Annotated in this window: 23 protein-coding genes and 1 tRNA gene; 20 read left to right on the forward strand and 4 right to left on the reverse strand. The window is 72.5% G+C overall.

Annotation, left to right across the window (positions count from 1 at the left end):
* Positions 1-73 precede the first annotated feature (73 nt).
* Positions 74-1,228 carry a Gfo/Idh/MocA family protein gene (locus ACIQJT_RS01415; RefSeq protein ID WP_402638894.1) on the reverse strand — a complete coding sequence of 385 codons (1,155 nt, stop codon included), beginning with the start codon at positions 1,226-1,228 and terminating at the stop codon, positions 74-76.
* 112 nt (positions 1,229-1,340) lie between these two features.
* Between ACIQJT_RS01415 and ACIQJT_RS01420 the strand changes: the two genes are divergently transcribed.
* Positions 1,341-2,348: a LacI family DNA-binding transcriptional regulator gene (locus tag ACIQJT_RS01420; RefSeq protein WP_402640041.1), complete on the forward strand. Its 1,008-nt coding sequence runs from the start codon at positions 1,341-1,343 to the stop codon at positions 2,346-2,348.
* 11 nt (positions 2,349-2,359) lie between these two features.
* Here the strand turns inward: ACIQJT_RS01420 and ACIQJT_RS01425 are convergent, their stop codons facing one another.
* Positions 2,360-2,704: a cupin domain-containing protein gene (locus ACIQJT_RS01425; RefSeq protein ID WP_053850838.1), complete on the reverse strand. Its 345-nt coding sequence runs from the start codon at positions 2,702-2,704 to the stop codon at positions 2,360-2,362.
* Positions 2,705-2,887: 183 nt separating this feature from the next.
* Here ACIQJT_RS01425 and ACIQJT_RS01430 point away from each other — a divergent pair, with 183 nt between their 5' ends.
* The 6 genes from ACIQJT_RS01430 (at position 2,888) to ACIQJT_RS01455 (ending at position 8,509) form a co-directional block, all read left to right on the forward strand.
* Complete coding sequence (locus ACIQJT_RS01430; RefSeq protein ID WP_053850837.1) at positions 2,888-3,538, forward strand: GntR family transcriptional regulator; 651 nt, start codon at positions 2,888-2,890, stop codon at positions 3,536-3,538.
* 48 nt (positions 3,539-3,586) lie between these two features.
* On the forward strand, positions 3,587-4,336 hold the full coding sequence (locus tag ACIQJT_RS01435) for a PIG-L deacetylase family protein (RefSeq protein ID WP_365454539.1): 750 nt from the start codon (positions 3,587-3,589) through the stop codon (positions 4,334-4,336).
* Entirely contained in the window at positions 4,333-5,037 is a 705-nt protein-coding gene (locus ACIQJT_RS01440; RefSeq protein ID WP_365454542.1) for a 4-carboxy-4-hydroxy-2-oxoadipate aldolase/oxaloacetate decarboxylase, read from the forward strand. The genes ACIQJT_RS01435 and ACIQJT_RS01440 overlap by 4 nt, the downstream gene beginning before the upstream one ends.
* Before the next feature lie 26 nt (positions 5,038-5,063).
* Positions 5,064-6,128, forward strand: coding sequence for a 4-oxalomesaconate tautomerase (locus ACIQJT_RS01445; protein ID WP_402640043.1), 1,065 nt, complete (start codon positions 5,064-5,066; stop codon positions 6,126-6,128).
* Positions 6,125-7,075, forward strand: a complete 951-nt coding sequence (locus tag ACIQJT_RS01450; protein ID WP_365454545.1) for a catechol 2,3-dioxygenase — start codon at positions 6,125-6,127, stop codon at positions 7,073-7,075. The genes ACIQJT_RS01445 and ACIQJT_RS01450 overlap by 4 nt, the downstream gene beginning before the upstream one ends.
* Positions 7,076-7,189: 114 nt before the next feature.
* Positions 7,190-8,509, forward strand: a complete 1,320-nt coding sequence (locus tag ACIQJT_RS01455) for an MFS transporter (RefSeq protein WP_402638898.1) — start codon at positions 7,190-7,192, stop codon at positions 8,507-8,509.
* A 112-nt stretch (positions 8,510-8,621) separates the two neighbouring features.
* Here ACIQJT_RS01455 and ACIQJT_RS01460 read toward each other — a convergent pair whose 3' ends face one another.
* Positions 8,622-9,200 carry a TetR/AcrR family transcriptional regulator gene (locus ACIQJT_RS01460; protein WP_402638900.1) on the reverse strand — a complete coding sequence of 193 codons (579 nt, stop codon included), beginning with the start codon at positions 9,198-9,200 and terminating at the stop codon, positions 8,622-8,624.
* 176 nt (positions 9,201-9,376) lie between these two features.
* Between ACIQJT_RS01460 and ACIQJT_RS01465 the strand changes: the two genes are divergently transcribed.
* The 7 genes from ACIQJT_RS01465 (at position 9,377) to ACIQJT_RS01495 (ending at position 18,316) form a co-directional block, all read left to right on the forward strand.
* On the forward strand, positions 9,377-10,804 hold the full coding sequence (locus ACIQJT_RS01465; protein ID WP_365454554.1) for an MFS transporter: 1,428 nt from the start codon (positions 9,377-9,379) through the stop codon (positions 10,802-10,804).
* 82 nt (positions 10,805-10,886) lie between these two features.
* Positions 10,887-10,960, forward strand: a tRNA-Pro gene (locus tag ACIQJT_RS01470).
* A gap of 164 nt (positions 10,961-11,124) precedes the next feature.
* Positions 11,125-12,945: a glycoside hydrolase family 15 protein gene (locus ACIQJT_RS01475; RefSeq protein ID WP_365454557.1), complete on the forward strand. Its 1,821-nt coding sequence runs from the start codon at positions 11,125-11,127 to the stop codon at positions 12,943-12,945.
* Positions 12,946-13,032: 87 nt separating this feature from the next.
* Positions 13,033-15,711, forward strand: a complete 2,679-nt coding sequence (locus ACIQJT_RS01480; protein ID WP_402638904.1) for a LuxR C-terminal-related transcriptional regulator — start codon at positions 13,033-13,035, stop codon at positions 15,709-15,711.
* A gap of 113 nt (positions 15,712-15,824) precedes the next feature.
* Entirely contained in the window at positions 15,825-17,456 is a 1,632-nt protein-coding gene (locus ACIQJT_RS01485; RefSeq protein ID WP_402638907.1) for an MFS transporter, read from the forward strand.
* Positions 17,457-17,472: 16 nt separating this feature from the next.
* Positions 17,473-17,991 carry a hypothetical protein gene (locus ACIQJT_RS01490; protein WP_402638909.1) on the forward strand — a complete coding sequence of 173 codons (519 nt, stop codon included), beginning with the start codon at positions 17,473-17,475 and terminating at the stop codon, positions 17,989-17,991.
* A 127-nt stretch (positions 17,992-18,118) separates the two neighbouring features.
* On the forward strand, positions 18,119-18,316 hold the full coding sequence (locus tag ACIQJT_RS01495) for a hypothetical protein (RefSeq protein WP_365454569.1): 198 nt from the start codon (positions 18,119-18,121) through the stop codon (positions 18,314-18,316).
* Positions 18,317-18,353: 37 nt separating this feature from the next.
* On the opposite strand, the gene ACIQJT_RS01500 is transcribed toward ACIQJT_RS01495, so the two are convergent.
* Complete coding sequence (locus tag ACIQJT_RS01500) at positions 18,354-19,763, reverse strand: DUF2252 domain-containing protein (RefSeq protein ID WP_402640045.1); 1,410 nt, start codon at positions 19,761-19,763, stop codon at positions 18,354-18,356.
* Positions 19,764-20,009: 246 nt separating this feature from the next.
* On the opposite strand from ACIQJT_RS01500, the gene ACIQJT_RS01505 reads away from it, so the two are divergent.
* The 6 genes from ACIQJT_RS01505 to ACIQJT_RS01530 are packed head-to-tail and all read left to right on the forward strand — an operon-like array spanning position 20,010 to position 25,403.
* A complete protein-coding gene (locus tag ACIQJT_RS01505; protein WP_365454572.1) occupies positions 20,010-20,657 on the forward strand; it encodes a DUF308 domain-containing protein in 648 nt (215 codons plus the stop codon).
* A 46-nt stretch (positions 20,658-20,703) separates the two neighbouring features.
* Positions 20,704-22,056 carry a hypothetical protein gene (locus ACIQJT_RS01510; RefSeq protein WP_402638912.1) on the forward strand — a complete coding sequence of 451 codons (1,353 nt, stop codon included), beginning with the start codon at positions 20,704-20,706 and terminating at the stop codon, positions 22,054-22,056.
* Between the two features lie 20 nt (positions 22,057-22,076).
* A complete protein-coding gene (locus ACIQJT_RS01515) occupies positions 22,077-23,048 on the forward strand; it encodes a YhjD/YihY/BrkB family envelope integrity protein (protein WP_402638914.1) in 972 nt (323 codons plus the stop codon).
* Entirely contained in the window at positions 23,045-23,506 is a 462-nt protein-coding gene (locus tag ACIQJT_RS01520) for an SHOCT domain-containing protein (RefSeq protein WP_365454581.1), read from the forward strand. Before ACIQJT_RS01515 ends, ACIQJT_RS01520 begins: the two co-directional genes overlap by 4 nt.
* A 31-nt stretch (positions 23,507-23,537) precedes the next feature.
* A complete protein-coding gene (locus ACIQJT_RS01525) occupies positions 23,538-23,987 on the forward strand; it encodes a hypothetical protein (RefSeq protein WP_365454584.1) in 450 nt (149 codons plus the stop codon).
* A 57-nt stretch (positions 23,988-24,044) separates the two neighbouring features.
* Positions 24,045-25,403: a diacylglycerol/lipid kinase family protein gene (locus ACIQJT_RS01530; protein WP_402638917.1), complete on the forward strand. Its 1,359-nt coding sequence runs from the start codon at positions 24,045-24,047 to the stop codon at positions 25,401-25,403.
* Positions 25,404-25,697: the final 294 nt, after the last annotated feature.

A 25,697-nucleotide genomic window follows, 5' to 3' on the forward strand; every position in this document is an offset into this window, starting at 1 on the left:
GGCGACGCCCGCCGGCCGCACAGCACCGGCTTTCCGGCGCGCACGCCGGACGCGGCGGCTCACGTCCCCGCGGTCACACCGTCACCTCGGTCCATGAACCGTTCGCCGCGGACCGGGACATGGCGTCCAGTACGGCGGCGCTGCGCACGGCGTCCTCCAGGGTGGCCCCGTACGAGGTGCCCTCGGCGACCGAACGCAGGAAGCGGTAGGCCTCCACGACCTTCAGGTCGTCGTAGCCCATGGCGTTGGCCGCGCCCGGCTGGAACGCCCCGAACTCGCCGTCGCCCGGGCCCACGTACACCGTGCTGACCGGCTGGTCCTGGTAGCGGGTGCCGCGGCTGACGCCCAGCTCGCCCATCCGGCGGAAGTCCCAGAACACCGCGCCCTCGGTGCCGTGCACCTCGAAGCCGTAGTTGTTCTGCTCGCCTACCGAGACCCGGCTGGCCTCCAGGACACCCCGGGCGCCCGAGGCGAAACGCAGCAGGCAGTTGACGTAGTCCTCGTTCTCGACCGGTCCGAGCTCGCCGGTGGCGAGGGTGTGCCCGGCCGTGGCGCCGGTGGGACGGGCGCGCTGCGGCACGAAGATCGCGGTGTCGGCCGTGAGGGAGACGATGTCGCCGAGCAGGAAGCGGGCGAGGTCGGCGCCGTGCGAGGCGAGGTCGCCGAGCACCCCGCTGCCGCCCCGCGCGCGTTCGAAGCGCCAGGTCAGGGCACCTTGCGGGTGGGCCGCGTAGTCGCTGAACAGCCGGATGCGGACATGGGTGACCGCGCCGATCTCCCCGGCGGCGATCAGCTCGCGGGCGGCCTCGACGGCGGGTGCGTTGCGGTAGTTGAAGCCGACGGTGCTGCGCACACCGGCCCGGGCGACCGCGTCGGCCACCGCCCGGGCGTCCTCGGCGGTGAGGCCGACCGGTTTCTCGATCCAGATGTGCTTGCCGGCCTCGGCCATCGCCACACCGATCTCGCGGTGCAGGAAGTTGGGCGCGGTGATGCTGACGGCCTGGACGCGCGGGTCGGCGGCGATCTCGCGCCAGTCGCGGGTCGTCGAGGCGAACCCGAACTGCGCGGCGGCCTCCTCGGCCCGCCCCGGCACGTCCTCGGCGACGGACACGAGCTCCGGACGCAGACCGAGCCGTGGGTAGTGGTGCGGGACACGGGCGTACGCCTGGGTGTGCACCCGGCCCATCCAGCCGAATCCGACGACGGCGACACCGAGCGTATCGACCATGGGAGCCCCTCTTTGGACCGTTCCATTCTCTGTCCAGGTCACCTTGGGTGCGGTATTCACTCGCTGTCAAGCCTTTGACAAGCGGCCCCGCTGCATGGAACGGTCCATGTCCATGAGAGCGCCGACGATCCGTGATGTGGCCGAGCGGGCCGGTGTCTCGAAGTCGTTGGTCTCGCTCGTGCTGCGGGGCTCCGACCAGGTCCGCCCGGAGCGACGGGAGGCGGTGCTGCGGGCCGTGCGCGAGCTCGGCTACCGCCCCAACGCCGCCGCCCGCAGCCTCAGCGAGCAGCGCACCCGCACGGTCGGCGTCCTCCTGAACGACCTGCGCAACCCCTGGTTCGTCGACCTGCTCGACGGCCTCAACTCACTGCTCCACGACAACGGCCTGCGCATGCTCCTGGCCGACGCCCGCCTCAACCGCCGCACCGGGCAGGACCCGGCGGGCCCTTTTCTGGACCTCGGGGTGGACGGCCTGGTCGTGGTCGGCACACTGCCCGAACCCGCCGCGCTCCGGGCGGTGGCCGAACGCCTCCCGGTCGTCGTGGCCGGCGCGCGCGAGCCCCGGCTGCCGGGGGTGGACGTGGTCGCCAACGACGACGAGTGCGGCGCCCGCCTGGTCACCGAGCACCTGATCGGCCTCGGCCACCGCCGGATCGCGCACATCGCCGGGTACGGGGCGGTCGGCGAACTGCGGCAGGCCGGCTACCAGGCGGCGATGCGGGCGCACGGCCTCGCCGAGGAGGCGGTCGTCGAGCCCAGCGACACGACCGAGGAGGGCGGATACCGCACCACCGTGCGGCTGCTGAGCCGCCCCGCCCGGCCGACGGCCGTCTTCGCCTTCAACGACATCGCCGCGATCGGCGTGGTGTCGGCCGCCGAGGAACTGGGCCTGGACGTCCCGCGCGACCTGTCCGTCGTCGGCTACGACAACACGAGCCTCGCCCGGCTGCGCCACGTCTGGCTCACCACCGTCGACAACGCCAGCCACGAGGTCGGGCGCCGTGCGGCACGCTGTCTGCTCGACCGGTTCGAGGGGCGCGGGGGAGAGGGCCGTACGGATCTGGCCTCGCCGGCGCTGGAGATCCGCGGCACGACAGCGGCTCCGCCGGACCTCGACTGACCTGCCCTTCCTCAGAGGTTGATCGCGTACGCCTTCCGCAGTGTCTCGTGCACCGTCCACGTCGTACGGTCGCCCTCGCGCAGTACGGCCATGTCGCCCGGCCCCACGTTCAGCGTCGGCCCGCCCTCGACCTCGATGGTCGCCGAGCCGCTGACGACGACGAACAGCTCGTCGGCCTCCGTGTCGGTGACGACGCCGGGGGTGATCTGCCAGATGCCCCGGATCTGCCGCCCGTCCTCCGACTCCCAGACCACCTTCCCGGTCACCTCGGGCGTCCCGGAGACGATCTGCTCCCGCGCGAGGGGCTCGGAGGTGAGCTCGGCGTCGGGGACGTGCAGTACGAAGCTGTGATCCATGGGGCGACCCTAGCGAGATCGTTCCCGGCCCGTCCGCCGACATGGTGTGGAGTGCCGGCGCCTGTGGACGGACACTTCGTCGGCCGCGGCGGCCGGTGGACGCAGGATACGGCGGACAAAATTGTTGACAATCTTGTCTGGCTAGATTTAGGTTCGACAGGCACTCACTCAGGGAGGGCAACGATGCCGAAGGAAGCCCGTCCGAGCACCGGGGAGCAGGCCAAGCAGCATGCGTTCGCGCAGTTGCGGCAGGCGATCCTGCACGGCGAGATGGCACCGGCGCAGCGGCTGGTGGAGAACGAGCTCGCCGAGCAGTTCGGTGTGACACGGGCCAGCATCCGGGCCGCGCTCATCGATCTGGAGGCCCAGGGCCTCGTCGAGCGGATCCGCAACCGGGGTTCCCGGGTGCGGGTGGTGACCGTCGAGGAGGCGGTCGCCATCACCGAGTGCCGCATGGTCCTCGAGGGACTGTGCGCGGCCAAGGCGGCGACCCTGGCCAGCGACGAGCAGCTCGCCGAGCTGACCGAACTGGGCACGGCGATGACCAAGGCCGTGGCCGACGGCGAGCCGGTGACCTACTCCGAGCTCAACCAGGAGCTGCACGCCAAGGTGCGGGAGTTCTCCGGCCAGCGGACCGCCGTGGACCTGCTGGAGCGGCTCAACGCCCAACTGGTGCGGCACCGCTTCCAGTTGGCGCTGCGTCCGGGGCGTCCGCAGCACTCCCTGAACGAGCACCTGGCGATGATCGAGACGATCAGGGCCAGGGACCCGCAGGCGGCCGAGAAGGCCGTCCGCGCCCACCTCACCAGCGTGATCGAGGCGCTGCGCGGCTGAGCCGCACGGGGCGGGCGCGACCCTGTCCACTCCAAGGAGATTTCAGCAATGACGCAGTCAGGCGCGCCCGCCCCTCCACGTTCGACACTGGTGATCACCGCCCATGCCGGGGACTTCGTGTGGCGGGCGGGCGGAGCCATCGCCCTGGCCGCCTCCCGGGGCGAGAAGGTCACCATCGCCTGTCTGACCTTCGGTGAGCGCGGGGAGTCCGCGAAAGCCTGGCGCGAGGGCAGGAAGCTCGACGAGATCAAGGCGATGCGCCGGGACGAGGCCGAGCGCGCCGCCGGCACCCTCGGCGCCGAGGTCCGCTTCTTCGACGCCGGCGACTACCCGCTGGTCGCCACCGCCGAGCTGACCGACCGGCTCGTCGAGGTCTACCGGGCCACCCAGCCCGACGTGGTGCTCACCCACCCGGTGGAGGACCCCTACAACGGCGACCACCCGGCCGCCAACCGCATGGCCCTGGAGGCCCGGGTCCTCGCGCAGGCCATCGGCTACCCGGGCGAGGGCGAGATCATCGGCGCCCCGCCGGTCTTCTACTTCGAACCCCACCAGCCCGAGATGAGCGGCTTCAAGCCCGAGGTCCTCCTCGACATCACCGAGGTCTGGGAGACCAAGCGCAAGGCCATGGAGTGCCTCGGCGCCCAGCAGCACCTGTGGGACTACTACACCGACCTCGCCGTGCGCCGGGGTGTCCAGCTCAAGCGCAACGCCGGCCCGAACCTGGGCCTGGCGCACCGGACCATGGCCGAGGCGTACATGCGCCCGTACCCGCAGATCGCGAAGGAGCTGGCATGAGCGGCGTGATCGTCACCGACCCGCCGAAGGCGGACCTGAAGGACGTCGACGCGCTCGCGCGGTACGGCGTGGCCACCGTCAGCGAGGCGATGGGCCGAACGGGCCTGCTGGGCCCGGCGATCCGCCCCGTCCAGCAGGGCGTACGGGTCGCGGGCACCGCGGTCACCGTGCTGAGCTGGCCCGGCGACAACCTCATGATCCACGCGGCCGTCGAGCAGTGCGGCGAGGGCGACATCCTGGTCGTCACCACCACCTCCCCGTGCACGGACGGCCTGTTCGGCGAGCTCTTCGCGACCGCCCTCAAGCAGCGCGGGGTGCGCGGGGTCGTCATGAACACCGGCATCCGCGACACCCAGGAGCTGCGGGACATGGGCTTCGCCGCCTGGTCCCGCGCGGTCTCCTCGCAGGGCACGGTCAAGGCCACCGGCGGCTCGGTCAACGTGCCGATCGCCATCGACGGCCAGGTGATCCACCCGGGCGACGTGATCCTCGCCGACGACGACGGTGTCGTGGTCGTCCCCCGCGAGCGGGTGGCCGCGACGGTGGAGAGGTCGCAGGCCCGCGAGGCGAAGGAGGCCGCCACCCGTGCCGCCTTCCTCGACGGCCAACTGGGCCTGGACCGCTACGGGTTGCGGGAGACGCTCAAGAACCTCGGTGTCGAGTACCGGTCCTACGAGGAGTACACGGGGGAGCGGTCGTGACCCCGCTGCCCGACGAGGTGCCCTGCATGCTGATGCGGGGCGGCACCTCCAAGGGCGCCTACTTCCTCGCCGGTGACCTGCCCGCCGAACCCGCCCTGCGGGACGACCTGTTGCTGCGGATCATGGGCAGCCCGGACGACCGGCAGATCGACGGCCTGGGCGGCGCGCACCCGCTCACCAGCAAGGTCGCCGTGATCTCGCCGTCCGCCGACCCGCAGGCCGACGTCGACTACCTCTTCCTCCAAGTCGCGGTCGAACGGCCGGAGGTGAGCGACCGTCAGAACTGCGGGAACATCCTCGCCGGCGTCGGCCCCTTCGCCGTCGAGCGCGGACTCGTCCCGGCGGGGGAGCAGGAGACCTCCGTCAGGATCCGCATGGTCAACACCGGTGACCACGCCACCGCGACCTTCCCGACCCCCGGTGGCCGCGTCGACTACACCGGGGACGCCGAGATCTCGGGCGTGCCGGGAACCGCAGCGGCCGTGGTGATCGAGTTCCCGCCGGGCGTGGGGGAGCTGCTTCCGACCGGCAACGCGGTCGACGTCATCGACGACGTCGAGGTCACCTGCGTGAACAACGGGATGCCCACCGTCCTCATCGCGGCGACCTCCCTCAAGGTCACCGGCTACGAGCCGCCCCGGGACCTGGAGGAGGACGTGGCCCTGGCCGACCGGCTGCGCACGATCCGCCTGGCCGCGGGCCGCCTGATGGGCCTCGGTGACGTCTCCGACACCACCGTCCCCAAGCTGACGCTGCTCGCCCCGCCCCGCGACGGCGGTGCGGTCACCACGCGCACCTTCATCCCCGTGCGCTGCCACACCTCCATCGGTGTCCTGGGCGCGGCCAGCGTGGCCGCGGGCCTGCGGATCGACGGGAGCGTGGGCGCCCGGCTCGCGGAGATCGATCCCGGGAGCGAGCGTGTACGCATAGAGCACCCCACGGGGTTCCTGGACATCGAGAGCAGCGTGGCCGCCGTCCCGGGCGGCCCGCCCTCGGCCCGCCGTACCGCCGTGGTCCGCACGGCCCGCAAGATCTTCGACGGCACCGTCTTCCCCCGGGCCGCCGACCGACCCACAGGAGGTCACCGATGACTCCGCCGCTCGGCGACATCGCCCACATCGGCCACACTCAGCTCTTCACGCCGGACCTGGACGCCAGCGTCGCCTTCTTCACCGACTTCCTCGGCCTCACGGTCAACGGACAGCACGGCGACACGGTCTACCTGCGGACCTTCGACGACTACGAGCACCACAGCCTGGTCCTCACCGCCCGCGAGCAGCCCGGCCTCGGCCGGCTGGCCCTGCGCACCTCCAGCGAGGAGGCGCTCGACCGCCGGGTGAAGGCGGTCGAGGACTCCGGCGGCACCGGCACCTGGGTCGAGGACGAGCCCGGTCTCGGCAAGCTCTACGTCACCACCGACCCGGACGGCCACGAGCATGCCCTGTACTGGGAGAGCGAGCACTACCGGGCCCCCGAGGAGCTCAGGCCCGCGCTGAAGAACCAGCCGCAGGCCAAGCCCAACAGGGGAGTCGGGGTACGGCGGTTGGACCACATCAACTTCCTCGCCGCCGACGTGCTCGCCAACGCCGAGTTCCAGCAAGATGTCCTCGGCGCCCGGCCCACCGAGCAGATCCGGCTGGACAGCGGGAAGATCGCGGCGCGCTGGCTGACGTACACGAACAAGTCGTACGACGTCGTCTACACCTCGGACTGGACCGGCAGCGAGGGGCGGCTGCACCACATCGCCTTCGCGACCGACACCCGGGAGGACGTCCTGCGCGCGGCCGATCTCGCCATCGACACCGGGGTGTTCATCGAGACGGGCCCGCACAAGCACGCCATCCAGCAGACGTTCTTCCTCTACGTCTACGAGCCGGGCGGCAACCGCATCGAGCTGTGCAACCCGCTCACCCGGCTGGTGCTCGCGCCCGACTGGCCGCTGGTGACCTGGACCGAACAGGAGCGGAAGAAGGGCCAGGCCTGGGGTCTGAAGACCATCGAGTCGTTCCACACCCACGGGACGCCACCGGTCGCCTGAGCTGCGCTTCTCCGAGCCACCCCCAAGTTGTCGATGAGATTGTTGACAAAAGCGTTGACACCTTGGGGGTGGCTCCTTAGCGTCTAGCGCACCAAGTACGAGAGGTAACCAACGATGTCTTCCTCCCCCTCCACGGCCGCTCGCGGCAGCAGACTTGCCCTCCTGGTCGTCGGTCTGTGCTGGCTGGCCGTGCTGTTCGACGGTCTCGACATGTTCATCTACGGCTCGGTGCTGCCGCACCTGCTGGAGACCAGGACCTTCGGCCTCACCCCCGACCAGGCCGGAGACCTCGGCAGCTACGCCACCTTCGGCATGCTGGTCGGCGCGCTCGTCGCCGGCACGATCGCCGACCGCGTCGGCCGCAAGAAGCTGATGGTCGCCTGCGTGACCCTCTTCTCGCTGGCCTCCGGCCTGTGCGCGGTCTCGGAGAGCGTCGCCGTCTTCGGCCTCGGCCGGACCCTGGCGGGCGTCGGCCTCGGCGGTCTGCTGCCGACCGCGATCAGCATGGTCTCCGACTACGCCCCGCGCGGCCGCGGAGCCATCGTCATCGGCCTGCTGATGACCGCCCACCACGCGGGCGGCATCCTCTCCGCCTACGTCGCCAAGTGGCTCATCGACCCGGTCGGCTGGCGTGCCGCGTTCTGGGTCTGCGTGCTCCCGCTGCTCTTCGCCCCGGTGCTGGCGAAGTTCCTGCCCGAGTCACTGAGCTTCCTGGTGGCCAAGGGCCGCGCGGAGGAGGCCGGGGTGCTGGCCGAGCGCTACGACGTCGAGGTGCCCGCCGCGAGGACCGGTGGCGCCGGGGACCGCTGGACCAACCTCGCGAACCTCTTCCGCGGCAAGGAGTGGATCCAGACCCTGCTCTACTGGGTGGCCTCCTTCGGCGGTCTGCTCCTCGTCTACGGCGTCGCCACCTGGCTGCCCACCCTGATGCGGGCCGAGGGCTACGAACTGGGCTCCGCCCTGTCCTTCGTGGTCGTCTTCAACCTGGGCGGCATCGTGGGCATGCTGGTCGCGGGCCGGGCCGCCGACCGCTTCGGCGCCCCGCGCATCTCCGCGCTCTGGTTCGCGCTCACCGCCGCGGGCGTCTTCCTGCTCAGCGTCCACATGCCGATGACCGTCACGATGCTCGTCGTCTTCCTCACCGGCGTCTTCCTCAACAGCGCCCAGACGATGATCTACGCCACCGTCTCCATCCGCTCCGACGCCGACAGCCGCGCCACCGCCGTCGGCTGGACCTCGGGCATGGGCCGCTTCGGCGCCGTCTTCGGGCCGTGGCTCGGCGGCCAGCTCCTCGCCTCGGGCCACGGCGACTGGGGCTTCACCGCCTTCGCCGTCGCGGGTCTGTCGTCCATGGTCTTCATCGGCATCGCCGCCCTGCGCAGCTCCCGGCGGGAACCCGCCGGCAGCGAGCGGGAACTGGTCGCCGCGCACTGAGCGGTACGCGAAACGCCGGCCACCGCGCGAGTGCGGGGCCGGCGTTCGGCGTTCCCGGGGGTGGCCCGGTCGCGGTACCGCGGCCGTACCGGGCTCCCGGGCGCCTGCCGGCTCAGCGCGACGCCCGCACCCCGTCCAGGGCGATCGACAGCACCCGGGCGCGCTGGGCGTCGTCGTCGAAGGCCGTGGCGGTGATCCCGGCGACCATGCGCAGCAGCTCCACGAAGTGCATGTCCGGCCGGGCCTGGCCCGCCTTCTGGGCCCGCTCGAACAGCGGCCCGCCCGCCGCGTACATCGACTCCCGGCAGGCGGCGAAGATCTCCGACTCGTCGTTGAGGGCCTCGCGCACCGCCCGCTTGGTCACCATGTAGCCCGCGAACCGGTCGAGCCAGGCGGTGAGCGCCTCCCAGGGCTCTCGGTCGGCGACCTCCTGGGCCGCCAGCACGAGCTGGTTCACCTCGTCCGCGTAGACGCTCTCGAAGAGGTGGCGGCGGGTGGGGAAGTTCCGGTACAGCGTGCCGATGCCCACGCCCGCGCGTCGCGCGATGTCCTCCAGCGAGGCGTCCGCGCCGTGCTCCGCGAACGCCTCGCGAGCGGCGGCCAGCAGGGCGTCGTAGTTGCGGGCGGCGTCCTTCCGGTGCGGCCGGCGGGATGCCACGATCTCGGTGACGGGGAACGACGGGGCGGTCACGGCTGCCTCCCGAGGCTTAAACGGAGGTGCACCTCCGGTACGGGTTGAAGCGGAGGGGTGCCTCCGCTAGAGTGGAGGCGTACCTCCACTTTAGCAGTCGAGGTGCGTCCACCGTCCTTTCCCGCGACCGCTTCCCACGAGGCTCCGGCCGCACTTCGTGTTCGGAGAGGCTCTCCATGCCCCGCACGTCCACCCGTCTCACCTTCGCCGTCCTCGCGGCCGGCGCCGGCGTGTTCTCCATGCTCCAGTCGCTGATCGCCCCGGCCCTGCCGACCGTCCAGCACGCGCTGCACACCTCGCAGTCCACCGTGACCTGGGTGATGACCGCCTATCTGCTGTCCGCCTCGATCTTCACGCCGATCCTCGGCCGGGTCGGCGACCTGGTCGGCAAGAAGCGCACGCTCGTCGCCGTGCTGGTGACCGTGACCGTCGGCTGTCTGCTCGCCGCGCTCGCGCCGACCATCGGCGTCCTGATCGTCGCCCGGGTCGTCCAGGGGGTCGGCGGCGCCCTGTTCCCGCTCTCCTTCGGCATCATCCGCGACGAGTTCGAGGCGTCCCGGGTCAGCGGCTCCATCAGCAACCTGTCCGCGGTGATCGCCGCAGGCGGCGGCGTCGGCATCGTCGCCGCCGGCCCCATCGTGAGCGCGCTCGACTACCGCTGGCTGTTCTGGATCCCGGTCGCCATCGTGATCGCCGCGACCCTGATCGCCGTACGGTACGTGCCCGAGTCGCCCACCAGGGCGCAGGGGAACGTCAATTGGTCCGGTGCCGTCCTGCTGTCCGCGTGGCTGGTCGCGCTGCTGCTGCCGCTCAGCCAGGCGGGCCGGTGGGGCTGGGGCTCGGGCCGGGTGCTCGGCCTGTTCGGCGCGGCCGTCGCGCTGTTCGCGCTGTGGCTGTACTCCGAGGCCCGTTCCCGCACCCCGCTGATCGACCTGAGGGTCATGCGCCTGCCCGCCGTGTGGACCACCAACACCGCCGCACTGCTCTTCGGCGCCGGGATGTACTCGATCTGGTCCTTCCTGCCGGGCTTCGTGCAGACACCGTCGTCGGCCGGGTACGGCTTCGGCGCGAGCGTCACCGCGGCCGGCCTGCTCATGCTGCCGATGCTGGTGGCGATGTTCCTCGCCGGCGTCCTGGGCGGCCGCCTGGAGCCGGTCCTCGGCGCCAAGACCCTGCTCACCACGGGTGCCGCGCTGGGCGCGGTGTCCTGCGGCTTCCTCGCCCTCTGGCACGACGAGCAGTGGCAGATCGCCGTGGTCGCGGGCCTGTTCGGTCTCGGTATCGGGCTCGCCTTCGCCTCCATGGCCAACCTGATCGTGGGCAGCGTCCCGGCCGACCAGACCGGCGCGGCGACCGGCATGAACGCCAACATCCGCACCATCGGCGGCTCCATCGGTGCCGCGGTCACCAGCGTCCTGGTCACCGGTCACCTCCAGTCCTCGGGGCTGCCCCGCGAGTCCGGCTACACGCACGGTTTCACGCTGCTGGCCGTGCTGTGCCTGGCGGCGGCGCTGGCCGCACTGCTGGTCCCGGTGGGGCGGGCCGTGCGCCGGGTCGTCCCCGGACCCACGGAGGTGCGGGAGACCGTCGCCACCCGGGGCTGACGTCCCGCCAGTCGGGCCGGCCGCGTGCCGTGCGGTAGGGTTTACCTGCGCGATCACACGGAACACCCGTGGACATCGCGGCCGGGACGTGGCGCAGCTTGGTAGCGCACTTGACTGGGGGTCAAGGGGTCGCAGGTTCAAATCCTGTCGTCCCGACGGCAGACGAAGGGCCTTCGCGGGCAACAGCCCGCGGGGCCCTTTTCCGCGTGCCCTCACCCGTGACGGGGGATGCCGCCCTCCTCCGGCGTTGACATGCTGGCGCGGTACGGGCCCGGGACATCCAGCGGTCCGGGAGTGCGCGGCCGGAAGGAGAGCTGCTCATGCGACGCTACGCTCCGATCGAGGACCACGGTCTGGTCGGCGATCTCCAGACGGCGGCACTGGTCTCCGCGGAGGGAACGGTCGACTGGTTCTGCGCGCCGAGGTTCGACTCCCCCAGCCTGTTCGCCTCCCTCCTCGACCACGGGAAGGGCGGGCACTTCGCCGTGTCCGTCGACACCCGACGGCCCCCGGTCCAGCTCTACCTCCAGGACACCGCGGTGCTCGTGACCCGCTTCCTCGCGGAGTCGGGGGTGGGGGAGGTCGTCGACTTCATGCCCGTGGAGCGCCCCGAGCACCCGGCGGACCACCACCGCCTGGTCAGGATCCTGCGCGTGACACGAGGACAGGTGCGCTTCGCGCTGGAGTGCCGGCCCCGCTTCGACTACGGACGCTCCGCGCACCAGGTGGTCACGCGCGAGGACACGGTCCGCTTCCACGGCGTCGGCGGGCAGGCCGCACTGCAAGCCGTCGGCCCCCTGCACTGGGACCGCGACGGCGACGACGTGCGCAGTGAACTGACCCTGGCACAGGGTGAGTTCGCCGCCGTCGTGCTGACCACCGGGGACCCGGACGACGCGCCCCCGGCACCGGTGACCCAGGCGGACGTCATGGCCCTGTTCGAGCGGACCCGCGACTTCTGGCACGCCTGGGTCCGCCGCAGCCGGTACCGCGGCCGCTGGCAGGACATGGTGAACCGGGCCGCCATCACCCTCAAACTTCTCACCTACGCGCCCACCGGTGCCCCGGTCGCCGCGGCCACCATGGGACTGCCCGAGCAGATCGGCGGCGGACGAAACTGGGACTACCGCTACACCTGGGTGCGCGACGGCTCCCTGTCGGTCGGTGCCCTGCTGGGCCTCGGGCACGTCGAGGAGGCCCAGGCGTTCCGCCGGTGGCTGGGCGACCGGCTGCGGGCGGGCCGTACGGTGAGCGGTGACCCCCTCCAGATCATGTACCGCGTGGACGGCGACCCGGACCTGACGGAGCAGGTGCTCGACCACTTCGAGGGCTACCGCGGGTCGGCACCGGTACGCGTCGGCAACGGAGCCGCCGACCAGCTCCAGCTCGACATCTACGGAGAGGCGTCGTTTGCCCTGGCGCAGGCGGCCGACCAGCTCGGGGACATCCCGCCCTACGACGGCTGGCAGGCCCTGTCCGGGGTGCTCGACTGGCTGGTGAAGGCGTGGGACCAGCCCGACGAGGGGATCTGGGAGACGCGCGGCGGCCGCAAGGACTTCACCTACAGCCGGCTGATGTGCTGGGCGGCCTTCGACCGGGGAGTCCGGATGGCCCAGGAGTTCGCCCGGCCCGCCGACCTGGCACAGTGGACCACGGCCCGGGACGACATCCTGCGCCAGGTGATGGAACGCGGCTGGAGCACGAGCCGCCGCGCCTTCGTCCAGCAGTACGACGACACCACCCTGGACGCCTCCCTGCTGCTCATGCCCACCGTCGGCTTCCTCTCGCCGACGGACCCGCGCTGGCTGTCCACCCTGGACGCCATGGAGGACGAGCTCGTGTCGGACAGCCTCGTCCACCGCTACGACCCGGCGGCCTCACCGGACGGCCTGCGCGGCAGCGAGGGCACGTTCTCCCTGTGCAGCTTCCTGTACGTCGAGGCGCTCGCCCGCTCGGGGCGGCTCGGACCGGCGCGGTACGCCTTCGACAAGATGCTGACGTACGCGAACCACGCGGGTCTCTTCGCGGAGGAGATCGGCCCGACCGGTGAACAGCTCGGCAACTTCCCGCAGGCCTTCACCCACCTCGCCCTGATCACCGCCGCGCTCTCCCTCGACCACGAGATGGACGCGGTCGCCTGAACCGTGGTGCGCCCTCTTCGTCGGGTGAATGTCCGGGCGGCGTGTAAAGCTGAGCGGAGGGCACCGCTGCCCAAGACCTGACGAGACATGGTGGTGAGCACCGTGGTCACCGGCGACAGGAACACCGCGGTCCCGGCCGCAGCCCGTGTCGATCCGCTCGGGGACCCGTTCTTGCGGATGCGCTTCGCCCCGCCGTCGCGCCCCGCCACCTTCCTCTCCCGGCCACGCCTGACCAGGCACCTGGCACAGGGCCTCGGGACACCGCTGACCATGGTCAACGGCTCGGCCGGGGCCGGGAAGACCCTGTTGGCCGCCGACTGGACCGCGCGCCTCGACCGCCCCGTCGGCTGGCTCACCGTCGAGACGGAGGAACAGCACCCCGGCATGTTCTGGGCGTACTTCCTCCATGCGCTCGGCACCGCCGGCACCCCGCTGTCCGACCGGATCCGCTGCCCTGCGGACCCCGTCCGGGTGGGCCGCAAGCTGCTGTCGGAGATCGCCGAGGACCTCGCCGGACGCGACCCGGCCCCGGTCGTCGTGATCGACGAGTTCGACCGGGTGAGCGCGTCCGAGGTGGCCGAGCAGCTGGAGTTCGTGCTCCAGCACGCCGGTTCCGGGCTGCGTCTCGTTCTCGTCACCCGCAACGAACCGCCGTTCTCCCTGCACCGCTACCGAGCGGCCGGAACCCTGACGGAGATCCGGGACGCCGAGCTCGCGCTGACCCCCGGGGAGGCCGCGGCCCTCCTGGAACTGCACGGGCTCAGCCTGCCCTCCGACGCCGTACGCGCCCTCGTGGAGCGCACCCGCGGCTGGGCCGCAGGACTGCGGCTGTGCGCCCTGGCCGCGCAGGAGAGCCCGGACCCGGAGAGGTACCTCAAGGAGTTCGAGGCCGACCACAGCGCCGTCGCCGACTTCCTGCTGGCGGAGGTGCTCACCCGTCAGCCGGCGGCGACGCAGGACCTGCTGCTGCGCGTGAGCGTCCTGGACCGCTTCTGCCCCGACCTGGTGAACCGGCTGACCCACCGGACCGACGCCGGACTCATCCTGGCCGAGCTGCACCGCGACAACGCCTTCGTCGAACACCTGGGACAGGGGTGGTACCGCCTGCACCCGTTGTTCGGGGAGATGCTCCAGACCCATCTGAGGGTTCGCCACCCGGGGCTGGAACCCGACCTGCACCGGGCGGCGGCCCAGTGGATGCGCAGCCGGGGCGCCCTCCCGGAGGCACTCGCCCACGGGGCCGCCGCAGCCGACTGGGACTTCACGGCCGCGGCCGTCGTCGACGACCTCGCGATCGGAGAGTTCTTCACCCGGCTGCGCTCCGACGACCTCAACGAGCTGTTCTCCCGGATGGGGCCCGGGTCCACGGGCCCCGCGACCGAACTCGTCCAGGCGGCCCGCGACCTCGCCCAGAGCGACCTCGACCGGGGCGTGGCCCATCTGCACCACGCCGAGGCACGGCTGGCGGCCGAGGACGGGGACCCGGCGGCCGCCCATCTGAGCTGGGCCTTCCTGGAGGCGGTGGCCGCCAGGCTGACCGGTTCTCCCGCACGGGCCGAACAGGCCGCCGAGACCGCCGACGGGATACGGCCGGAGATCCCCCCGCACCTCCTGGACAAGCACCCCGAACTGTCCGCCCTCCTGCTGACGCACCTGGGGTCCGCGCGTCTGTGGGCCGGACACTACGAGGACGCGCGGGCCGCCCTGTCCGAGGCGGTCGACAGTCCCGGCGGGATCCTCACGGTTCTGCCCCGGGAGGAGTCGATGGGCCATCTGGCACTGCTCGACTACCTGGACGGATGGCCCGGCGAGGCCGAGCACAAGGCCCTCGCGGCGATGACCGAGACGGAGCGGTTCAGTCTTCCGCAGCCCTCCGGGTCCGGCATCGAACGGCTCGTGCTGGCCGCCGTGGCGGTCGACCGCCACGAACTGGGCCGGGCCCAGGCCCTCCTCGACGAGGCAGACCGACTCGACCTCGACACCCAGGACCCGGTGACGGCCGCCGGGCGGGCGATCGCCACCGCCCGGCTCCACCTGGCCCGGGGCAACGCGCGAGCGGCCGTGGCGGCGGCGACCCCGGCCCTGTCCACCGCCGTCGCCTCACCGTGGGCGGACAGCCTGCAACGGCTGGTCACCTCCACCGTCCATCTGGCCGAAGGGCGGCCCGAGGCGGCCGCCGAAGTGCTCCGGCACCTTCCCGACGACCGGCCGACGTGGACGGTGGAAGCCGCCCGCCTGCACCTGGCCTCGGGCCGGCCGGACGCCGCGATCGACCTCCTCGACAGCGTGCCCGCCGAGAGCCGGCCGGGGCCCGCGGTGACCGTGCGGGCGGCGCTGGTGAGAGCGCAGGCCGCACAGGCGGCGGGGGACAGCGAAGCAGCCCGCCGGTTCGTCGCGCAGGCCCTCCTCCTCGCTCGGAACGAACGGCTGCGCCGCCCCTTCCTCGACGCCGGGCGCTGGATCAGGTCGTTCCTGGCCGCGGCCCCGCTGCGGTCGCTGGCCGCCGAATGGCTCGTGCCCGACCCCGCCCCCGGCCCTGCGGCGGCCGGACCGCGCCCCGGGCCGCTCGTCGTGCAGGAGCTGAGCGAGCGCGAGCACGACGTCCTGCAACGGCTGGCGCAGATGATGTCGACGGAGGAGATCGCCGCGGACCTGTACCTCTCCGTGAACACCGTGAAGACCCACCTCAAGAGCCTGTACCGCAAGCTGGCGGTGAACCGCCGCAGCGAGGCGGTGCACCGCGCACGGGACATGGGCCTGCTGTGAGGACCCGCCGGGTCGCCCGCGGCGGGTGATGCGCCGGGCCCCCCGCCGCGCTCACATGGGAGGAGCGGCCGCCTCCACCGCCGCTCCGAACCGACCCGGCGAGGTGGTTCACCGTGAGACGCTGGCGCGCCCTGATCGTCCTGGGAACAGCCCAGTTCCTGATGGTCCTGGACACCTCGGTCATGAACGTCTCGATCAGCCAGCTCGTCGAGGACTTCGACACCGAGGTCACCACCGTCCAGGCCGTCATCACCCTGTACGCGCTGGTCATGGCCGCCTTCATGATCATCGGAGGCAGGCTCGGCGACATCCTCGGGCGTCGCCGTCTCTTCTTCCTCGGACTGATCGTCTACGGCACCGGCTCGGCCCTGACCGCGCTGGCCCCCACCGTATGGGTCCTCGCCCTGGGCTGGTCGGTCGTCGAGGGAATCGGCGCCGCGATGGTGCTGCCGGCCATGGCGGCCCTCGTCGCGGAGTCCTACCGCGGGCCGGACCGGGCGGTCGCCTACGGCGTCATCGGCGGCCTCGCCGGCGCGGGCATCGCGGTGGGACCGCTCCTCGGCGGCTGGGTGACCACCTACCTCACCTGGCGGCTGGTGTTCGCCGGCGAGGTGGTGGTCGTCGCGGCCGTGCTGTGCTGCCGTCGGCTGATCACCGACTCCCCCCGCAGCGGGCATCGTCCCCGTCTCGACGGCGTCGGCGCGGTGCTGTCGGCCGCCGGGCTCGGACTGGGCGTGCTCGGCGTCCTCCAGAGCAGCACCTGGGGCTGGGTCGCGCCCCGCAACCCGCCCTTCACCGTCCTGGGGTTCGCCCCGACGCTCTTCGTCGTCGGTGCCGGAGTGGCCGTCCTGTCCCTCTTCGTCCACTGGGAGCGGCGGCGCGACGCCCGCGGCGCGGACCCACTCGTCCATCTGCCCCTCCTCGGCCGGCCGGCGCTGCGCTCCGGTCTGCTGACCCTGCTGAGCCAGAACCTCATCCTGCTGGGCCTGTTCTTCGTCATCCCGCTGTACCTGCAGGTCGTGCAGGGCTTCGACGCCTTCCAGACCGGACTGCGACTGCTGCCCGTCTCGGTCGCCATGCTCGCGGCCTCCCTGCTCGCCTCCTCGCTGGGGCGGGCCGTCGGACCGCGCCGGATGGTCCGGCTGGCCCTCGCCACCCTGGCGGTCGCCGTCGTGTGGCTGCTGGCGACCATCGACCCCGTCATCGACGACGCGCAGTTCGCCGGAGCCATGGCGCTGGTGGGCGTGGGCACCGGCCTGCTCGCCTCGCAGCTGGGCAACGTCGTCCAGTCCAGCGCCGGCGAGGAGGAGCGCAGCGAGGTGGGAGGACTTCAGTTCACGGCGCAGAACCTCGGCTCCGCGCTGGGCACGGCACTGATCGGGTCGATCCTCCTCGGTGCGCTGGCGCACGCCTTCACCACCCAGGTCGACGACGACCCCCGGCTCTCCGAGGCGGCCCGCACACAGACCGGCGTCGCCCTCGAATCCGGGATCTCCTTCGTCACCACCGACCAGGTGCGCGCGGCGGCGGCGGACGCCGGACTGCCGCCCCCGGAGGTCGACGCCGTCGCCGACTCCTACGCCTCCGCCCAGCTCGACGGTCTGAAGGCGGCGATCCTCGCCACCGGCGGCGTCACGCTGGCCAGTCTCCTCGTCACACCGAACCTCCCGGCCGGCCGGAGGAGCGGAACCGGGGCCCGCGGGACGACCTCGGCACCGGCCCCGTCCCCCGGACCGACACGCTGATCCACAGGGAGCCCCGATGTCCACGACCGACGACACGACGCGCCAGGGGACCGGCTCCGAGCACCGGTCCCGCGCCGACTACACCGGCGGCGTCTACGGGTCCATGCTCGCGGCCTCCGTGGTGATCGGCGCCGGCGCCCTGGGCTCGTTCCCCCGCCTGGAACTGGTGGTGCTGTTGCTGCTCACCGGTGTGGTCTTCTGGCTCGCCCATGTGCACGCCCAGCTGTTCGGGGCGCGTCTGGCGCGGGAACCGCTCGACCGGCGTGTCGTCCTCCACGCCTGTCGTGAGGAATGGCCGATCGTCAAGGCGGCCGTGCCACCGGCCGCGGCGGTGGCCGTCAGCCCGCTGCTGGGCCTGGACGTGCAGGGCTCCTTCTGGCTGGCGCTGTCCGTCGCGGTGGCCGGGCAGGTGGGGTGGTCGGCGGCCGCGGCCCGTCGTGCCCGCGCCACCTGGCCCCTGGTCGCGGCCACCGCCTCGGTCAACCTGCTGCTCGGCCTCCTGATCATCTCCTTCAAGTTCTTCCTGAAGCACTGACCCGAGCGGTCCGGGCCACCGGACCGCCAATCACCTGCTCAGGGTGAGGCCGCCGGGCACCGCCCGGGCGGACCATGGCGGAACAGGGCCCAGACAGCCTTCCCGGCAGCCCGCGGGAGTACAGCCCATGCGCTACGAGATCCGAGTCGACGGACACATGTCGGACACACTGGCCGAAGCCTTTCCCGAGCTGGACCGCGTGATCATGTCCGGGCAGACCGTCCTGTTCGGCTCCGTCATCGACGAGGCGCAGTTGTTCGGCCTGCTGGCCCGCTGCCAGTCGCTGGGCCTGCACGTGGTGGAGATGCGGCGGATGCCGGAGTGACGGGGCCGTCCGTGCTCGACGGTCCCCCCGGTGACGCTCAGAGGCTCCGCGCGGCGACCCGGCCGGAGCGCACGGCCGCGGCCAGGAGCCCGAAGTCCCGCTCGTTCCGGTCGGCGTAGGACTGGGCGAACGCGGTGAGGGCGTGGTCGAAGCGGCCACCGGCGCCCAGGTAGGCGGCGATGGCGATCGGATCGCCGGAACGGGCGTGGGCCCGGGCCAGCGAGGCACCGCACAGCCGGGCGAACAGCCCGAGCAGGCCGGGGTCCATGGTCTCCGGCCGGGCGATGCCCTTCCAGTCCCGCAACTGCCGTACGTAGAAGTCGCGTTCCCGCCCGTCGATGCCCACCACGCGGGTCCAGCCGAGGAAGATGTCGCTGGTCGTCTGGATCAGGCGCTGCCCGGTCACCACCCGGCGGCCCTGGTTGTCGAAGGGGTGGCTTCCGGTCGGGGCCGCCAGCACCGACTCCTGGGCCTCCTTGGCCTGGAGCAGCAGCGGGTCGTCGTCGTTCCTGCCGAGCAGGAGCAGGATCCAGCAGCGGGTGCCGACACTGCCGACGCCCACCACCTTGCGGGCCATGTCCACCAGCCGGAAGTGGTGCAGCAGGTGCCGGCGTTCGGACGGCAGGGTGAGCGCGTACTCCTCCACAACGGTCCGGAGCTCCTTCTCCTGCCGGTTGTCCGCCGCGTCGGCCAGCAGATCCCCGAGCGGGGTGACGAGCGGCGGGTCGGGCGCGATCCGGCGGCCCTCCGGGGTGGCGCGGGTGAGTTTCGCGAAGGCCTGCAGATGGGTGCGGGTACGGGCCTGCTCCGTGGCCCGGGCGGTGCGGCGCCTGGCCTTCTTGTCCATCGAGGACGCGAGCAGCGCGCGCAGACGGTCGGCGTCGTCCTGGGCGTACCAGATGTCCAGGGTGCGCATGCCCGCGAACTCACGCATCCGTTCCCGGTAGGCCCGGACGCACGTCCGCACGACGGCGTTCTGCTCCTGCGTCGAGAAGCCGTTCGCCCGACCCGCTATGGCGAAGCTGGTGGCCAGGCGCTTGACGTCCCATTCGAAGGGTCCGGGCAGTGTCTCGTCGAAGTCGTTGATGTCGAAGACCAGATGACGCTCCGGCGAGGCGAGCAGCCGGAAGTTCAGCAGGTGGGCGTCTCCGCACAGTTGCACCCGGAGTCCGGTGTCCGGGACGGCTCCCAGGTCCGCTGCCATGATCGCCGCCGCGCCGCGGTAGAAGCGGAAGGGCGACTCGAGCATCCGGCCGTAGCGGATGGGCACCAACTCCGTTACACGGGTGGCCGACTGACCCTCGAGCACCTCGACCGGGTCGAAGCGCCCCCGGCCGTTCTCGAAGCCGCCGTGGCCGGAACGGGGCGCACGGGCGCGGGCGTTCGTGCCGACCGCCGCCCGTTCGGCGGGCGACAGCAGAACGGTGGAGGAGTTCGGTACGGCCATGGCGGAACCTCCCGGATCGGTGACGAGGACCGGCATCACGACCTGCCGGCGCACCCGCGCGGCGCGCACGACGGCCCCTGGCCGGCGCCGTCTCGGTTCCCACCCCACCGGTACGGGCTTCCCCGCGGATCACCCGTGACGGGTGACCCGGCCGGGGACGATGCGCGGGACGCTGGCCGCGAGAGGACCCCCGTACCCGCCCCGGCCGGCACGGGGACGACCTGTCCGACGGGGCGAGGAGGAGTCATGACCGTGCCGCGTGGTCCGGCAGCGCCCAGCGCAGCCGAGCACAGCCCCGACGGTGCCGCCCCCGGCGGCACGGCCGACGGCGCGGAGATCCTGGGGCGGCTCGGCCGTTCCTGGACCTGGATCCTCGGGTCCGCGATCGCCACCCTCGTGCCGGGCGTCCTCGTCCTGGTCTGGCCGGACGAGACCCTGCACGTCCTCGCCGTCCTCATCGGCCTGTACCTGCTGGTGACCGGCGCTTTCCGGTTCGTCGCCGTCTTCGCCCGGGCCGGCGAACGGCTGCCCGGTCTGCTCATCGCCGTGCTGTACGTCCTCGCCGGGGTGCTGTGCCTGCGCGATCCGCTCCAGACCGTCTCCGTGCTCTCCCTGATCGTCGGAGCAGTCTGGCTCGTCTCCGGGATCCTCACCCTCTACACGGCGATCACCGCCGAGGACCTGCCGCACCGGGCCTTCGTGGTGGGCGCGGCGGTGATCGGCATCGTCGCCGGGATCGTGGTGCTGGCCCTGCCGGCCGAGTCGGCCCGCGCACTGACCCGGCTGCTCGGTCTGTGGCTCGTCCTGCTCGGCCTGTGCGAACTCGCCCTGGCCCTCGCCTGGCGGGCCGCGCTGCGCGGAGCGGGCATCACGGACCGCCGGGAGCCCCGCTGAACGTCTGAGACGCAGCCCGCCCCGTCGGACCAACGAGGGAGACACCATGAACCCCGCCTCGAGCTCCCGGGCGTCGGGCGCCGGCGCTCCCACCGTCGGCGGGCACGCCGTGACCGCCGAGGAGCACGCGGAGTACCAGCGGCTGCGCCGCGCCGCGACCGTGCGTCACCGGCGGGCGCGGCACGCGGGAGCCACCGTCCTGCTGGTGCTGACGCTGCTGCTCGCACCCCTCGCCCTCGTCGCGACCTGGGTGCACGACCAGGTCTCCGACACCGACCGGTACGTGCAGACCGTCGCGCCGCTCGCCTCGGACCCGGACGTGCAGAACGTCGTGATCGACCGGTTGACCGCCCGTGCGGTGGCCCAGGTGGACGTGGAGGCGATCACGGCGGCGCTCACCAAGACCCTGGCGGACAACGGGGCGCCGCCCCGGGTGGTCGAGGGGGCCGGGTCCCTCACCGGCCCGCTGCGCTCCGCGGTGCAGAGCGTCGTGCACCGCACCGTGAGCCGCGTGATCACCAGCGAGGCCTTCGCCCAGGCGTGGGAGGGCGCCAACCGGCGGGCCCACGCCACCGTGGTGAACATGCTCACCGGCGACCGCGACGGCGCGGTGCAGGCCGAAGGCGACACCGTTCGACTCGACATCGGCGCCGTGGTCGACCAGGTACGGCAGCGCCTCGTCGACGCCGGCTTCGACAAGGCCGCCGCCATCCCGGACACCGACCGCACCGTCTCGCTGTTCCGTACCGAACAACTGGGCAAGGCCCAGGACGGCATGCGGCTGCTGGACATCATCGGCACCTGGCTGCCCGTCCTCGTCCTCGTCCTCGCCGCCCTGGCCGTGTGGGTCGCCCCCGGACACCGGGTGATGGTGATGATCACCGCGCTCGGCGTCGGCCTCATGGCGGTGGTGCTGCTCGTCGCGCTGGTCGTCCTGCGGCGCGTCTACCTCGACTCCGTGCCCTCGGCGGCACTGCCTCCCGACGCCGCCGCGGCGGTCTTCGACACCTTCGTGCGCTTCCTGCGCGCAGCCGCCCGCACCCTGCTCGTCGTCAGCCTGCTCACCGCCCTGACCGCCTACCTGTACGGCCCGGGCAGGATCGCCCGCGGTGTACGCGCCGGGGCCCTGCGCTCGGCCTCGGCGGCCGGGCGCGCCCTGCGCCGGGCGGGCTTCACCACCGGTCTCACCGGACAGTGGCTGTCCGCCCACCGGCAGTGGACCACCGGCGTCACCATCGGCGCGGGCGCCCTCGCCCTCCTCCTGTGGAACCATCCCACCGCAGGCGCGGTGGCGCTGGTCCTGCTGCTGGTCCTGGTGGTGCTGGCGATCACGGCGGTGCTCGCCGCCGCACGCCCGGCACAGGACGCCACCGACCGACCGGAGCACGCGGCCGCGTGAGCCGGGACGACGCGTGAGCCATGACCAGGAACTCCGATCCGGCACGCCGGGCCCGGGCGGCGAGGGTCGTGGAGAGCGTGCGGTCCAACGCGCTCGTCCGGTTCCTTCCCCGGCTGTCGGCGCTCAACGTGGTGGAAGGCGCCATGAGGCTGGCCGCGCAGGCCTTCCTCGCCGCGCTCCCGCTGCTCATGACGGTGGCCGCGTTCGCGCCTCCCGCCGTCCAGGACCTGCTGGCCGACTCCCTGCGCACGGTGCTGGGAATGCGCGGCGACACGCTGGAGGAGGTGCGCAGGACCTTCTCCGCCACCGGCCCCACGCGCGACACCGTCGGCGTCCTGGGGGTGCTGGTGGCCCTGGCGTCCGCGACGGCGTTCAGCCGGGCCCTGCAAGCCGTGTGCGAACGCTGCTGGCGCCTGCCCCGGGCGCCGCTGCGGGCCGCGATCTGGCGCTGGCCCCTGTGGCTGGTGGTGTGGCTGGTGTTCCTCCTGGCCCAGGCGCCGCTGCGCGCGGGCTTCGGCGCCGGCCCGGCCGTGGGCCTGACGATGTCCCTGCTCTCGACGACGCTGCTGTGGTGGTGGACCCAGTACCTGCTGCTGAGCGGTCGCGTCGGCTGGGAGAGCCTGCTGCCGGGAGCCGTCCTCGCGGGGACCGGGACGGTCGCTCTGAGCGGGGCGGCCCGGCTGGTCCTGCCCGCCGCGATGGAGCGCAGCCTGGACGAGTTCGGCCCGCTGGGACCGGTCTTCACGTTCCTGTCCTGGCTGATCGGCGTCTTTCTCGTCGCCGTGTCGGGCCTGGCCGCGGGGGAGGGCGTCGCGTCCAGCGCCTGGTACCGCTCGGCCCGCCTCCTGCGGCGCCGCGCCCCCGTCGCCGGCCCGGCCGGGGCGCCCGCTCACCCGCGCCGGGTGAAGCCGCCCGCTCCTTGCCGCGGGCACGCTGAGGACGGCACAGACAGGCGGCCGGGCGAAGGCCCGGGACGGAGGAGAGTGACATGAGTGCGTCCACGTACCTCGCGTACGACTATCCGCTGCTGAGCGTCTTCTGGTCCATGTTGTGGTTCTTCCTGTGGATCATGTGGTTCGTCCTGCTCTTCCGGATCGTCGTCGACATCTTCCGTGACGACGCCCTGAGCGGCTGGGCCAAGGCCGGCTGGCTGGTGTTCACGATCGTGCTGCCCTTCCTGGGCGTCTTCGTCTACGTCATCGCCCGCGGCAGGAACATGGGCCGTCGTGAGGCCGCCCAGGCGCGGGCACAGCAACAGGCCTTCGACTCGTACATCCGTCAGACCGCCAAGGGCGGCGGCACCAACAGCGTCGACGAACTCGCCAGGCTCTCGGAGATCCGGGCCAAGGGCGACATCACGGACGCGGAGTTCGCCCGGGCGAAGGAACTGGTCCTCAGCGGCCACGGCTCGGGGACCTCCGACGGCGTCGCCGCCACCACCCGGCGCTGAGCCCGCCGGCCGATCGAAACGAGGGGTCAGGATGACCGCTACACACCACACCGCACACCGGTCCACGGCCAAGCAGGACTGGGCCGCCGGCACGATGGTCTTCGCCGCCGTCATGCTGATGCTCGCCGGACTGCTCGACATCTTCCGGGGCATCATGGCCATCGCCGAGGACGACGTGTTCGTCACGACGCGCAACTACGTCTTCGAGTTCGACCTGACGAGCTGGGGCTGGATCCACCTCTGCCTGGGCGTGGTCGGCGTGCTCGTGAGCCTCGGGCTCTTCCGCGCGGCCACCTGGGCACGGGTGTCCGGGGTGGCCATCGCCGGACTGATCATCATCGCCAACTTCCTCTCCCTGCCGTACTACCCGGTCTGGTCGCTCGTGATGATCGCGTTCTCGGCACTCGTCATCTGGGCACTGTGCGTGGTCCGGCGTGACGACTCCTTCGAGCCGTTCGAGCGTCCCGGGCGCGACATGTGACGACCGGTCACCGCGAGGTCCGCGGCAGGCGACGGCACCGGGAGGGAGGGCGAGGACATGGGGCGGCACCCGAGCGGCGCCGAGCGGTCCGGCAGCGTCCCTCGGGCCCGGCTCGCCCTCCTGGCCCTCCTGGGCAGCGTCCTGGTGCCCCTCCTCGCGGCCGGACTGCGCAGCGTGCTGTGGGCCCTCGTCGGCATCGCCGGCCTGGCGCTCGCCGCCGTCGGCGTGTGGTGGACGCTGGCCCGCACCGGCACGTCGCGTGTCCTCGGGCTGGTGCTGTCGGTGACCGCCCCGCTCACCGTGCTCTGCCTGTACGGCGCGTCGGGGATGCTGGGGCCGGCCGTGCTGTCCCTGGCCCTGTGGGTGCTGGCCGTCGCCTCGGCACGCCTTGCCCTGGCACGCCCGGGTGCCGCGGCCGAGCGTGTCGCGGCACCGCGCGCTGCCTGGATCGTGATGAACCCGCGTTCCGGCGGCGGCAAGGTGGCACGCTTCGGGCTGGTGGAGAAGGCCCGGGCCGCGGGCGCCCGCGTCGTGCTGCTGGACGGCCGTCAGAACGTGGCGGCCCTCGCCCGGCAGGCCGTGGCCGAGGGCGCCGACCTGCTGGCGGTGGCCGGCGGCGACGGTACCCAGGCCCTGGTGGCCGAGGTGGCGGCGCGGCACGACGTGCCCTTCGCCGTGATCCCCGCGGGCACCCGCAACCACTTCGCCCTCGATCTCGGCCTCGACCGTGACGACCCCGCCACGGCACTCCAGGTCCTCACCGACGGCGTGGAACTCCGCGTGGACCTCGGATTCGCCGCCGACCGCGTGTTCGTCAACAACGCCTCCTTCGGGACGTACGCGTCCGTGGTGGCCGATCCCGCCTACCGCGACGCCAAGCTGCACACGACCCTGCGGGCCCTGCCCGGTCTGCTCACCGGCGAGGCCGCACCGGTGCTGCGGATCCGGGCCGGGCCCACCCGGGTCGGCGCGCTCCAGGCGCTGCTCGTCAGCAACAACCCCTATCTGCGGGCGGTCGACTCGGCCCACCCGGGGCGTCGCGAACGGCTGGACTCGGGGCAGCTCGGCGTGCTGGGCGTGCGGGTGGCGAACGCGGCCCAGGCGGCTCGCCTGGTGCGCGGGGACCGCTCCGGGTCCGTCACGCGGCTGCGGGCCGACGAGGTCGTCGTGGACGCGGACAGCGCCGACATCCCCGTCGGGATCGACGGGGAACACGTGGTGCTGCCGACTCCCGTGGTGTGCCGGACCGCTCCCGGAGCGTTGCGGGTCCATGTGCCCCGCCATCGCCCCGGCCGGCCGTTGACCGGGGCGTCGGCCGACTGGCGCCGGGTGACACGGCTGGCCATGGGCGGGCTGTCCCGGCCCCGGCGCGGGGCGACGGTTGCCGACGGACCGGCTGGTGACAGGTCCGGCTGACTCCGGCGGCTGACGGCATCGGGCAGGATGCAGCGCGCCGCCCCGATGCCGTCACCGCCGTCCGGAAACCGCTCGCGTCGGTCAGGCCCCCTCGCGGACCAGCCCGTCGTAAGCGGCGCCGAGTCGTTTCAGCACCGGATCGTCCGCGGAGTGCGCGGCCGGTGCCGCGGTCACTCCTGCCGCCAGTGCCATGGCGGCCGCCGCGGCGAGCCAGGCCCCCGAGTCTTCGCTGCATACCCATTCGGGGGACCGTGGGCGGCAAGCGCTTTCTACGTCAATCCCCTTGCGTCACTT

It is taken from the genome of Streptomyces sp. NPDC091972, assembly GCF_044756385.1.
In the GTDB taxonomy this organism is placed as follows: domain Bacteria; phylum Actinomycetota; class Actinomycetes; order Streptomycetales; family Streptomycetaceae; genus Streptomyces.